This is a genomic window from uncultured Maribacter sp., assembly GCF_963977385.1.
Lineage (GTDB): Bacteria > Bacteroidota > Bacteroidia > Flavobacteriales > Flavobacteriaceae > Maribacter.
In genome coordinates, this window is sequence record NZ_CAXBOU010000008.1 from 26,072 (window position 1) to 39,797 (window position 13,726).

Here is a 13,726-nt window from a genome sequence, read left to right on the forward strand (position 1 = left end):
ATAGGAATTAACATGAATAACCTTATGTTAAAATATAAGAAGGGGAATATGAAATTAGAAGATATAGTCGAAAATTTAATACAACGATATCCAGCACTTGAAACCTGTAAAGAATCGGTAATAAAAGCGGGTGCAGTATTGGTCGAATGTTATCAAAACGATGGTAAACTGTTGGTATGTGGTAACGGTGGAAGTGCTTCCGACTCAGATCATATCGTGGGAGAATTGATGAAAAGCTTTTCCAAGAAACGTCCGGTTACCGATGAATTTGAAAAAAAACTTCAAAAAAGTTCAGGAGAAAGGGGGGCAATATTGGCTTCGAAATTAGAAAGAGGATTGTCGGCAATCTCATTGAACGCCCATGGTGGTTTAATTTCTGCGATTTCAAATGATATTGGAGGCGATTTCATTTTTGCGCAACAAGTGTTGGGCTATGGAAAAAAGAATGACGTTTTATTGGCCATTAGTACTTCGGGGAATTCCGTCAATGTTTTAGATGCCTGCATTACTGCAAAAGCTTTGGGTATGAAGGTCGTTGGTTTGCTTGGGGAGACGGGAGGCAAAATCAAATCTTTGTGCGATGTGGCAGTATGCGTCCCCGCAACAAGTACCGCAGCAGTACAAGAATTTCATTTACCTGTATACCATGCTCTTTGTATTATGGTCGAGGAGAATTTTTTTTAAAACATTTAATATCTGTGTTTTATATAGTACCTATTAAAGAAACAACTTAACAAATGAGTAGTTTGAAAGTTCCGAGTGCCATATTAATCATGGTTTTTTTTCTCATGATGAGTTGTAAAGAAAAAGTAATGTCCAAAAATGAAATAATGACTGAAAAGCAAATTACCTTCAATGCAAAGTCCCATGCTTTGGATAACAATGATAATTTTTCTCCAGACGGGCATTTTTTGTGTTACGACACCCGATACATGGTGTTCAATACCAATCTTGCCAATTCCAAGTCTGTTGAAAAAGTAGCCATAGCAAGTGGAGAGGAAACAGTTTTGTGGCAACCGAAATCGGTTTCAGGAGAAAATGCTGCACCGGGTGTTGCTGCTGTCTCGTATCATCCAACAGAAAATAAGGTAGTTTTTATTCATGGACCTAAGTTGGAAGAAGTTGATGTTCGGGGATATTATGATATAAGAAATAGAAATGGAGCTATTGTCAGCGCCGACGGAAGAAGAGAATTTTCGATTGCCGATTTAAGGGATGTAGCCACCGATAGACCAACAACTCCAGGAGCACAGCGAGGTGGTACACACCGACATGAATATTCGAAAAATGGGGAACGCATCGGTTTCACTTACGACGACTTTTTACAACAAGATTATGATCGCACCATAGGTTATATGGAAAACAATATTAATGCACCGGAAGGATTCAGTCATTATTTTGCAGTACTATTGAAACCAGTAAAAAAGGGCGAATCAAAACCAGGGGAAATTGAAAAGGCCTTTGGTGATTCTTGGGTTGATTCTTTGGGGTCAAAACGTGCCTTTATAGGAAAAGTACGCGCCGAAAACGGAGTTGATTATGAAACTTCCCTTTTTGTGGCTGACATATCAAGTTCTGTTGATATTACTTCTGCCTATTCTGGTGATGCTAATACTTATCCAGAACCTCCAAAAGGCATTATAATAAAAAGATTGACACATAGCATAAACGATGATGGTATTGTGCGAGGGGCATACTCTGGCAAACAGATTGCTTATTTATCAAAAGATGAAAAGGGCATATTACAAGTGTTTATAATACCTGTTGACGGCTCTGATATGGTGAATGATACAAAAAAGAGACCGATACAGGTGACAAATTATACAGCCGATGCCAGTAATGTCCGTTGGCATCCTTCTGACGAATGGTTGTTTTCTATTAGTGATGGAAAGGTTTATGCTAGTTATGTAGGTAGTACAGACGATTTTGGAAAGTCGATTATGTTGACTCCTGATAATTTAAACCGAGAAGCATTGGTCGTATCTCCCGATGGGAAAATGTTGGCTTATAATGTAAATATGCCCCATGCTAGCGAATCACGAATAATTGATGGCAAGCAAAATAATGAATATAAACAAATATTCATTTTAGAGCTTCTAGATACCCTTGCTTTATAAAACGCCCGAATGGGTAAAAAAACAGAATAATAATTTAATTCTACAACATTGAAAAATACGACTCAAACCAACAAGTACAGGGGTGCTTTTGCCCTAATGACTACACTTTTCTTTATTTGGGGGATAATCGTCTCACTTAATGATATTTTAATTCCACACTTCAAGGGCTTGTTCAATATGAGCTACACAGAAACAATGCTAATACAGTTCTGTTTCTTTGGGGCATATTTCTTAATGGCGATTCCGGCGAGTCTACTGATAGAGCGTATCGGATATAAAAAAGGTATTTCTGCCGGCTTGATTACGATTGGTTTGGGAGCGCTCTTATTTTTGCCTGCTTCATGGTCTGTTTCGTACCCGTTATTTTTATTCGGTTTGTTTACCATGGCTACAGGTAGTGTAATTCTTCAAGTGGTAGCTAACCCTTATGTGATTATTTTAGGGAATCCTGAAACTGCTTCCAGTCGATTGAATTTAGCACAAGGCATTAATTCTTTAGCAACCACACTTGCACCTTTAGCAGGTGGTTTTTTAATATTAGGGCACTATAATTCTCCAAAGGAGGCAGCGGCTGCTGTAGAAGGTCCGTACGTATGCTTAGCTATTTTCGCCTTTTTGATTGCGATTGTTTTCTTTTTCTTAAAACTGCCAAAAGTATTAGAAACCGATGGTGTGAAAGTAAAAGGGAATGTATTGAAATTTAGGCAATTGCGATTAGGCGCTATTGCTTTAATGCTCTACGTTGGTGCAGAAGTGGCTATAGGTAGCTTTATAGTCAACTTTTTAGGGGAAGCTAATATTGCTGGGTTTGCTGAGAAAAAAGCTGCTACTTATATTCCACTTTATTGGGGTGGTTTGATGATAGGTCGTTTTCTTGGTGCTGCCATTCTGCAAAAAGCGAGTGCTCAAAAAGTACTATGCTTTTCAGCTTTAGCTTCTGTAGTTTTACTGGCTGTAACCATACTAACAAATGGTTATGTGGCTATGTGGGCAATGTTGGCCGTTGGTCTTTTTAACTCGATAATGTGGTCTAATATATTTACATTGGCAGTAAAAGGTCTAGGCAAATACACAAATAAGGCTGCCGGTATTTTGGTGATGGCGCCCGTTGGTGGAGCTATATTACCACTACTACAGGGAGTGTTGGCCGATATGCCTGCTGTAGGTCTTCATCTTTCTTATATAATACCACTATCGTGCTACGCATTTATCATTTATTATGCGCTTTACGGATATAAACCTGGGGCTAATGAATTAGCTCAAGTAGAAGCAAACAATTAATATGTTTTATACAATATGAAGCGCCTGTTTAAAATTTAATTTCCGAATAGAATGGAAGATTAGATTTCAAACAGGCGCTATTTTTTCGTGCTTCTCGATTTATCCTATTGAGGAATTAAATCATGATATTTCGCGAAGTAATAGGGCAAAAGATAAAAAGTGCCCTCGTGTTCTGAATAGCCATTTCCTTCTGAATCGTGAAAGTCAAAAGCATCTCTATCTAATCGTACATGCCCGCGTTCATCAACAGGAAGTGCATAAGAGTCCACTCCCCACCCCATATCGGCTTCCTGAGCTGGTGTTGTATCGAAAAGTATATCAAGACGATGGGTATTGTCCATTTCGTATCCAATAAGATCTAAGGGGATACGTTGCAGGGTTTCTTTAATATATTTGGTATCAAGACTACTTTTACCATAGCGATCAATAACTGATTGAGCAAACAAGGGATTTTCTTTGAAAAGTTCACTTGTCTTAAAATAGCCTTCGTTTACTTTTTTCGTAAAAGAATTCGCTAATGCTCCATAAAGTCCATCCCAAAAAGCATTTTTTTGTTTGCTAATATTTAACCAAGCATATTCTAGAGAAAGACGATACATCATTAAAAGTTCTGGATCTTTTTCATAATTAATCAAACCATAAAAGCTCATCAATCCAAGATTGTTATCCCAAGGCACTACGTTTTCAGGTGGAAAAAATTCTTTAGGATGCATGGCATTGATGTGGTAATTTTCTTCATCACGTAGCATTTTCGCTACTTCGTCATATTTAGGATCTTCGGTGACATGACTGGCAACATTAAGAAAAGAAAGCATCATCATAGAATTCAATCCACGTTGATCCCAACCCCAAATTGAATTGAAATAATCAGGATCAAAGCTGCCCCAACGTGTAGGCTTACCATCATAATCGACCAATTTAAAACTATGACGAATAAGGTGGTCAGTAATATCCGCAACCACTTGTTTAACAGCGGTTTTCTCTTCTTGGGTTTCAGCAACTAAATCGTAGTAGATACCATAATAAAAGTAATGTCCTGCCAATTCATCAGAGCTGGTATCACATTTCCATCGATATTTACCATCTTCGCTTAACGGAAATCTGGGGTAGATATCTTTCCAAAATGGGTCATTTTTTTGATTTCTTTTATTGTATTCTTTGCTGTACTGCTCATTTACCGGTTCATGCCAATCAACAGGAATGATAACACGAGCAGGGAAACCAGGTTCTGGAGTAATATCAACCAACCATTTTACAGCCTTAAAACTTCTATCTGCTATTTCTTTTGCTTCTTTATCTCCTGTAATGGAATATCGAAAAGCTTGTGCTGCACCATACATCGCAGTATATTGACCATCATTATCTGAAATGGCAAGTTCATAACTGTCTATATTAAATTGCTCACTGAGTTGGTTTTGACAAATGAAGCCCATTCTATTATGTCTTTCTTCCGTCTGTTGGGTAAAATAAGCTGCCTTTTCTTCATAGGTCATTTCCTTAGAAATTATTTGACCAATACCATTATTGGTAGCAATCCAAGCCGTACCATCTTTATCTACTGTAATATCATTTACCTGATTGTCAGGTAACCAACGTCTTGAAGAACGATAGTAGAAGTAATCATTTTCAACCCTTATGGCACCATTTTCCGTACCGAACCATACTTCACCATTAGGTCCTGCAGAAGCACAGGTAAACTTGTTAAAAGGCACGCCTTCTTTACCTGTATATAATTGCCATGTGCCATTAGTATTTTTACCAATACCTTCTTTGGAACCAAACCATAGATTACCGTTTGAGTCTATCACTAGGGCCGCCACATCTTTTAGTGCCCAGCTATAGTTTTCATCGGTAGGTAATATCTGTTTCCATTGGTTTTTTTTAACTTTAATAAATAAACCATTTTCACAACCGATATATGTTTTTCCTTGATAACTTATTTCTGAAAGTACTCTTCCCGAATTCTCAAGCAGATTTTTAAATTTAGATAACGATTTTTCATTGTACGAACTTCCTGATTTTGTCCATTCATTCCCGTTCCATTGATAGGTTTCGCCCGAAGCTATTACCAAGGGCGCATTGTTATGAATTTGTATTTTATCAATAGCACCTTTTGGAAGACCTTGTTCGCTATTGTGTATGACCGCAACATCTTGTCTGAATTTGTTTTCCTCCCCAATCGGTTTAAATGAAGATTGAAATAGCACTATAATTAGTAATAAAATGGCCCTCATAATATATTAGATTGAATGATTTGTTTCTTTTGAATACCCTTGAAAGTTTATGCCTATTCTTGAGGTTCGCTTATTACCCCTAAATATCTACCCATCCAATAGGGGAGAAGCCAAATATCGCCAGCAGAATATTCTTCGGTACCATCATTACCAGTCTTATCCAAGCGAAACATATTGCCGTTGTGACGTTGTACAGGGCGCTCATCAGGAGGGAGAACTTCTTTTATCGTTTGCTCTCTAAAATTAGGTTCGATTATTTCAATGTCTTTTCTATGACTGTTTTCAATATTCCAAGAAACAAGATCCATAGGATGTTCACGTAGATACCATGCGGCCTCATCTAAATCAAAATCTGGAGTACCCGTTAGTGCGGTCATAATATTCCATGCACCTTCTTTTTCTGGGCGTTCAATTTCCCAATGGTCAATAATTGCCTCTTTGTATTTTGCTTTTAGAGAATCATTAAAGGCATATTTGTATAAGCCCCAATACCCAACAAAATACATTTCATCATCAGAATGGTTCCATGATTCCGATAGCATTTTACTCCAATCATCTGCATCATCGGGAGCACGAGCAACATCTTTCATGGGCCACATTAGGTTTTCTAAATACCCGTGGTTATCTATTAAATCGAAAGCTTTTTCTTTATACTTTTCTTTTCCTGTAAAATGATATGCTGTTTGTAGCATGGCAATTATATTGGAGGCGTTTATTTTACGGTCACCAACCATTTTAGGTCTTTCATTTACATATTCGGGATTCCATCTACCCCAAGTTGTTGGTTTACCATCGTAATCAACCATATATAAATCATTACGAACTACATGGCTCATTAATGTGTCGATAAGAGTAATTGCGCGGTCTTTAAGTTCATTGTCCATAAGTTCGGCCATAACGCCATACGCAAAAATATGTCCAATCGCCTCGTCACTACTAGTTGTAGATTTCCAATCCCACTCAGGATCACTTGAATGTTGCCAACGGTCTGGGTCATGCAATTTTTCAATATAGCCACTACGCTCAAAAGAACGCGAAGGAAAACCAGGTACCGGATTGATACTAAATAAGCGTTCCATGGCATCCATAGATTCTATGCAATTTTGCAAGGCATCATCAGATTTGGTAACGGCATATCTAAAAACCTCACCAGCCAAATACATGGTTGTCCATAAGCCATCATTATCAGAATCTGAAAGTCGACCAGAATCAATATTCCCATCGTCTAAATCAACTAAATTAGCATTGAAGCCTAAACGGATATGTCTATTTCGAACTTGCGATTCATAGTACATCGCCTTGTCAAAGAGAGTCATTTCTTTAAATATAATTTGACCTAATCCAGCCTCAGTAAGTATCAATATTGATCCATCAATACCTTTTGAAATATGTTTTACATGATTACTTGGCAACCAACGTTTTCCAAAGTAATAATCATATTTACCGTCTTCACGTAATTTAAAAGCCCCTTTGGTAGAACCAAACCAAAGTTGACCATCGATAGTAGTCATGGCAGTAATTTCATCAAAAGGAAGTTTTTTTTGTACTTCCCCAATTTGTTTGCCCGATGATGGATCTATGGTTATGTAACCAGACTTTGTACCAACAACTAAATTATCATTGAAGAAGGTAAAAGCAGTCAGGTTTTTTTCCTGATATAATGTTCTAAGCTCGCTCGTAGAAGTATCAAAACTAGCAATTGATTTTTTTCCTAAAATCCAGAAATTTTTACTGTTCTCTTCAAATAAAATGTCTTGAACTTGATCGTTTACTAATATACCTGTCCATGGCGCTTTTTCCTTTGACAAAAATTGAAGAGTGCTACCATCGCTAATAAGAAATTCAAAATCAGTACCAGCCGCCACGGTAAATGCATTTGGTAATTCATGCGTAAGGTATAAGCTACCTGCCCATGAATTACTAAACACTGCTTTATCATCTAAATAAACAAATTGATCTTTTAAAACGGTAATATTTTGTACATGTTTATCAGTTAGCGGACGATAAGTCTTGTCTTTTACCAGTGAACCAGGATAGAGAAATTGACCATCATGAGTACGTAGAATTCCTTCTGAAGATGCAATTTGAATTACCTTATTTCTATCCATAAACACTCTTGATAAAGAAGCTTCTTTATCAAGGGTGTTGAATTTTATAGCAAAATCTTGTTTATAGGGTACATCTTTATAGACGGGTACCGAAACAACTGGCTCTTTTTTTTCTATTGAACTACCGCACGATAAAAGTAGTGATGAAACTACCCAAATGCAGTATTGATTTACTTTTCTCATAGAATCGTCAAAATTTAGAAGGTTTGGTTGTGAGTTTGATTAAATCAGTTCTAGAACATAGCTTAATAACCCATTAACAAATTAACTTTTTTTTGACGTTTTTTACTTCCTATATATTACATGATTTACATGATATTTTATCTTAAAATACCACTGATGACAAATTTTAGTTTTAAAGTGTTAGAATAGTTGAAGTTTTCTATTTTTTTGTTAGTGAAGGAGGAACTGTAGAAATACCCCAATTTGTATTTGGTTTTGGTCCCATTTTAAATTGTAAAATACCTCCATTGGTAATCTCTTCATGGGTAATCCAGGTTCTATTAAATGTTTTTCCATTTAATGTTGCAGATTGTATGTATTTGTTTTCTTTTGAATTGTTCTTAGCGTGAATGATAAACGTTTTATTCTTTTCAAGGTTTAGTGTGATTTCTCCGAAAAGCGGACTTCCAATGGTATAAGTGCTACTGCCCGGTGCCATAGGATAAATCCCCATAGCGCTCAAAATATACCATGAAGAGAGCGAGCCCATGTCGTCATTGCCGGGAAGACCTCCTGGACCAATTCTATACATTTCTTCTGCTACCTGTCTGGCCCTATATTGTGTTTTCCATGGTTGACCCGCGTAGTTGTATAAATAGGCTACGTGGTGAGAAGGTTGGTTACCTTGTACATATTGACCAATAGTACCGACAACACCAACATATTTTGGTGGTGTAATAACCGGACTCATCTCAAAAAAAGTATCTAGTTTATCAATAAATTGATTTTTGTTGTCAAAGAGATTAATGAGCCCTTGAGGATCATGTTGTACGGACCAAATATATTGCCATGCATTTGATTCGGTATAGTGACGATTAGGACGACGACCTACCAATAATGGGTCAAAGTATTTGTAGTAGCTATGGTCTCCAACGGTAACAATTTCTTGTTTGTTATCACCTAGTTCGGGCAAAAATTGCCCATCATATTTTTTTGGTCTCATGAACTTTGTTTTAGGATCCCAAACGTTTTTGTAGTTATATGCTCGTTTAGTAAACAGTTCATAATCTTTCGTTTTACCAAGTTCTTTCGCCAATTGAGCTATACACCAATCATCATAAGCTAATTCAAGGGTGTTAGGTACAGCTTCAGTAACTTTATCAATAGGGGCATATCCTTTTTCTAAATAGTAGGTTAACCCTGATCTGCCCGCTTCGTGTGGAACGGGTGCTTTAGGAAGTTCCAAAGCTTTTTTTCGCATGGCTTTATACAAAAGTTCAATGTCAAAATCACGGTAACCTTTCATATATGCATCTACAATAACAGGTATCAAATGATCACCGACCATAGATTCACCGTATACATTTAAAAAATGCTGTGCGGGTAACCAACCGTAATTTTCCACTTTGGCAGCGATAGATTTTACATAATCGTTAACATGCTCTGGCGAAATCAACGTCATTAGCGGATGCTGGGTTCTATAGGTATCCCAACAAGAAAAGGAACCATAAAAATCGAAACCTTTAGCTTCATGTACCTTGCCATCAGAACCAAAATATTTACCATCAACGTCTTGCGATATGTATTGCGACAAAAGCGACCGATAGAGTGCTGTGGTAAATATTTGCTTTTGATCTTCGGTAGCTTCGTTAATTGTTATTTTGGAAAGCTCTTTGTTCCAGATTTTCTTTGCATTTTCCTTTACGTTGTCAAAATCCCAATCTGGTATTTCTTGGTGTAGATTTCTTCGAGCGCCCTCAATACTGGTATACGAAATACCTACTTTAACCAATACTTGTTCATTTTCTTCAGTATGGTATTGTACAAAAGCTCCTATTTTATCGCCAACTTCTGCATTCTTATAAGGGAAAATGCTACCGTCAGATTCTGGGGTTTTATAGCTGGCATCAAAAGTACCGTAGTATAAAAATGGTTTACTGAATTCTGCAACAAAATATACCTTTCCTAGTCCTGCGGCTTTGGCACCTTCAATACGATTGTTGTCAATTATTTTTAGTTCGGAAAGCTCCCCTTTGGTCATATCACCAATTTGATGTCCGACATCTAAAATAATACGAGAATTCATAGATTTTGGAAAGGTGTAGCGATGAAATCCGGCTCGTTGTGTTGTTGTTAACTCTGCAGTTACATCATAATCTTTAAGCTTAACGGAATAATAACCAGGTGTGGCGGATTCATCTTCATGGTCGAAACGAGAACGGTAGCCTGCATCAGGGTTTTCCAATGATCCGGGTACTATCTGTAATTTATTGCTGGTAGTAGGCATTAACAATATTTCGCCACCATTGACCATACCAACCCCGCTCCAATGTGTATGGCTAAACCCCATAATAGAGCTTTCAGAATAAACGTACCCAGAACAGTAGCTCCAGCCTTCTGTATTTATATCGGGACTCAAATGTACTAAGGCATTAGGTAGCGAAGCACCTGGAAAGGTATGGCCGAAAAAATCGGTTCCAATAAAAGGGTCTACATAGTCAACTGGTTCTTTGGTTTGGGAGTGCCCAATTTGACAAAGAACAACAACTAAAATCAGGGTCAACGTATTAATTAGTTTGTCGGAGTATTTCATATGCTTATCAAATTATTTTGAATTATTACACTTAAGCTGGGTTCTTCTAATCATCTAAGGTTATATGTATACAGAGCTTTTTAAGTCATTATAGAATATTACCTAGTTTGACAAATATAAAGCACTATTTTAAATTCAAAGGTTAATATACAATGTAAAGAGAGTAAGATAGCGGAAATATAATAATAGGATTTGCAGCTATATTTGTAAGGAGTCTTTCTTAAAAAAGCCTATTAGATGTGGAATGTTTTAATGTAAGTTAATACAATCTTGATATTGCCATGAATTATAAATGATAATTTTAGGGTTCAGAAATTAAATGTCAATGAAGTTATATCAGGTATCGGTTCTAGCTATTAGAAATAAGGGGGAATACCATATATTAATTTATAAAGATTAAAGTCGTAGGTTATGATTTTTCAAGGGAATAAATTGACCATGGATTGGAGCACAATCGTCGAAAAACAGCAAATAAAGAAACGGTATAAATAAGTATCTAATCAATTAAATTAATCAAATGAAATTTAAATTAATCGTTGCATTGATAGTTCTAGTAGCCTTGAATTCGTGCAAAACTTCGAAAAATATACAAAACCAAACTGTCAATGTTGTTGAAAATACATCGATAAGTAGCATAACCAATAAGGCTCCCTATGATCCAAGGCCGGGTATGGAAAAACTCAAAAATAAATATGAGGTAACAAAAAGTGATGGTACCATAAAATTAAAAAAACCAATGCATTTCTTGGTGTTTGGAGATTCAAAAGGGAGCGTGCATATGCATGATGTCTTAAAAAGAGCCGATATGCTTAATCCACAGTTTTCTGTTACAACAGCTGATTTTGTAAATAAGGGAGCTGGTGGAATCGGGGAGGAACTATATAAAAAACTGGATGAAGAATCTGGATGGTTTTTTAGAAAGTATCCTACTTGGCCAACTTTAGGTAATCATGAGGTTTCCGGACCTAAAGATCAGCCTTCTGAGGATAATTATGCTTCAGGGGTCCATAATTTTGGTGATTTTTTCGGTCTTGAAGACCCTTTGTACAGTTTTACTTACGGTAATGCTAAGTTTATTGCAATGGACTGGATTAAGGCGACGGAAAGTAAAGAACGAATGGATTGGTTAGAAAAAGAACTTAAAGAAGCTAAGGATAAATTAATATTTATTTTCAAACACAGACCTTACTATACAGTTGGAAACAAAAGTTATTCTGACGTAGAAGGAAAGAGTACTCCGGTTACTGAGTTGTTTCAAAAGTATAATGTTACTGCGGTGTTTTCTGGCCATGATCACTTGTATTACAGAACCATTCGTGATGGTGTAAACTACATAGTTTCAGCAGGAGCTGGAGCAAATATTTATCAGCTGAAAAGGGCAGGTGATGCTATTCCCGGGGATGCTTATTATGGTCGAACTGTAGAAAATGATAAAGAGTTTTTATTTCATTCTGCAGAAGGAGAAGAGGTAAGATTTAATGAAGCAATGTACTTTGTTGTTTCAGTAAAGGTTAATGGTGACAATGTTACTTTCGAAATGATCGATACCGAAGGAAAAAGCTGGGATACCTTTACTTTTGATTCTTCTAAATAAAGGAATTCAATCCTATTAAAAAAGACCTTGATAGTGCTAATGAACATTATCAAGGTTTTTTTCTGTTAAAAACAGAGGATATATGGACTGATTTGAAAATAATTTGCAACTTTTTTACTTGGTACAGATGATAAGCTAATTGAGTGATGGGTTCTTTTTAGCTAATAGAGTATCACATTCTTTAAAGTGATAAATTAGAAAACGGTCATTTAATATTATTCATATTATCCGAAAAACCTAAGAGTAAGTAATTGTTAGTCAAACTACTTTGCTATTGAAAGTATTACACTAACTTATATTTATTTCAAATTTAAATATTCTATTATAGCTTTATCTCCAATAATTGCGTCTGAAGGACGAGGATTGTTAGCCGTGAAAACTTTTAAATCATCTTCTGGGAGAATAGTGACAAAATCTTCTTGAACCCCATCGGTGATGGTTACATTGCTCAATTTCAATTTAAGGTGATACGTAAAAAACATGTAGGCAGCTGCACGTTTAGAGTATCCATAATCATGTTTTTCAGTCGGTAGATGTACATTTTCTACTTTATGTTCTGCGTTGTAGAGTGCGTATACTTTCTGAATATATGGATATTCGATACGCGGTGTATTTCGGGTCCAATCAGACCCGTTCGAAATTAGTAGCATAGGTCGTGGAGCACATAAGGCAGCAATCTCAACATTATTTGTTTGGTGTTCTTCACTTTTGTGAATGGGCATTCCGCTTTCACATACACATCCGCCAAAAAAGTGAGCTGAAACCTGTACTGCAGGTACAGCTACTTTTATACGTTGGTCAATTGCAGTCAGCACAAAAGTTTGTGTACCTCCACCAGACCCTCCGGTCATGCCGATTCTTTCTGAATCAACATCTGGTCTAGATAGTAGGTATTCTAATACTCTTTTACTGTTCCATGTTTGTAACAATAGCGCAATGGGCATTTTATGAGTTGTCTGGTTTGATTCCGCATAGCCTACCATGTCGTAAGCGAATACTATTGCTCCCATTCGAGCCAACGTGGCGCACCTCGTTTGTACATCTTCTTTTAATCTTTTGTCAGATAAATGACCATGCGGCGAAAGTATCGCAGCATTTTTTTTGCCGGGGTTAGCCGGACTATATAAATTTCCAGTAATGTAAAATCCAGGGAAACTTTCGATTGCAATATTTTCTACAATATAGCCGTCAAAAGTATGTTTTCTGTTAATTATCGGATTGAAATTACCCTCAATTTTTGGCATTTGATCTAGTTTCATACCTGAGATAATGCCTGAGCGAATAACATCTGCACGACTTTCCCAAGAAACTAGGTCATTCCATTCTTTAGCAAAATCTTTCATGACCAAATTAGCCTCATCTTCCGTCCAATATTTACCTGTGCACAACATTTCATTTTGTGCTTGTATGTTAATCGTAATTGTGATAAAGAATAGCAGTAGTACCTTTTTCATTTGATTTGATTTTAAAAATAGAACAGTTTACTTTGATGATTAAATCCTCGGTGCCACTATAGCCTTTATTTGAATTTAAATCGATGTTATATGGATTTAACAAATATATAGTATGAAGCAGATTGATAACCCCCTCAATCTTACTGAATTCACATTGAATATTAACTTATAACTTCTAAAACA

Annotated in this window: 8 protein-coding genes; 4 read left to right on the plus strand and 4 right to left on the minus strand. The window is 36.5% G+C overall.

The features are described 5' to 3' along the window. Positions 1–12 precede the first annotated feature (12 nt). From AAC084_RS09935 to AAC084_RS09945, 3 genes are read left to right on the plus strand one after another with little or no spacing between them, the layout of a single operon-like run. Complete coding sequence (locus AAC084_RS09935) at positions 13–684, plus strand: SIS domain-containing protein (protein ID WP_339840023.1); 672 nt, start codon at positions 13–15, stop codon at positions 682–684. A gap of 53 nt (positions 685–737) precedes the next feature. After that, entirely contained in the window at positions 738–2,117 is a 1,380-nt protein-coding gene (locus AAC084_RS09940; RefSeq protein WP_339840024.1) for a DUF3748 domain-containing protein, read from the plus strand. Between the two features lie 48 nt (positions 2,118–2,165). Beyond that, positions 2,166–3,398 (plus strand): sugar MFS transporter, encoded by a 1,233-nt coding sequence (locus tag AAC084_RS09945; RefSeq protein ID WP_339840025.1) that lies wholly within the window; start codon positions 2,166–2,168, stop codon positions 3,396–3,398. A 104-nt stretch (positions 3,399–3,502) separates the two neighbouring features. Here the strand turns inward: AAC084_RS09945 and AAC084_RS09950 are convergent, their stop codons facing one another. From AAC084_RS09950 to AAC084_RS09960, 3 genes are all read right to left on the minus strand, one after another. Next, positions 3,503–5,632 (minus strand): two-component regulator propeller domain-containing protein, encoded by a 2,130-nt coding sequence (locus tag AAC084_RS09950; RefSeq protein ID WP_339840026.1) that lies wholly within the window; start codon positions 5,630–5,632, stop codon positions 3,503–3,505. Between the two features lie 53 nt (positions 5,633–5,685). Further along, positions 5,686–7,923 (minus strand): hypothetical protein, encoded by a 2,238-nt coding sequence (locus tag AAC084_RS09955; protein WP_339840027.1) that lies wholly within the window; start codon positions 7,921–7,923, stop codon positions 5,686–5,688. Between the two features lie 199 nt (positions 7,924–8,122). Beyond that, the gene (locus AAC084_RS09960) at positions 8,123–10,495 is read right to left on the minus strand and encodes a GH92 family glycosyl hydrolase (RefSeq protein WP_339840028.1); all 2,373 of its coding nucleotides are present in this window, start codon (positions 10,493–10,495) and stop codon (positions 8,123–8,125) included. 517 nt (positions 10,496–11,012) lie between these two features. On the opposite strand from AAC084_RS09960, the gene AAC084_RS09965 reads away from it, so the two are divergent. Further along, a complete protein-coding gene (locus AAC084_RS09965) occupies positions 11,013–12,089 on the plus strand; it encodes a metallophosphoesterase (RefSeq protein ID WP_339840029.1) in 1,077 nt (358 codons plus the stop codon). 299 nt (positions 12,090–12,388) lie between these two features. On the opposite strand, the gene AAC084_RS09970 is transcribed toward AAC084_RS09965, so the two are convergent. Then, positions 12,389–13,543 carry an acetylxylan esterase gene (locus tag AAC084_RS09970; protein ID WP_339840030.1) on the minus strand — a complete coding sequence of 385 codons (1,155 nt, stop codon included), beginning with the start codon at positions 13,541–13,543 and terminating at the stop codon, positions 12,389–12,391. Positions 13,544–13,726: the final 183 nt, after the last annotated feature.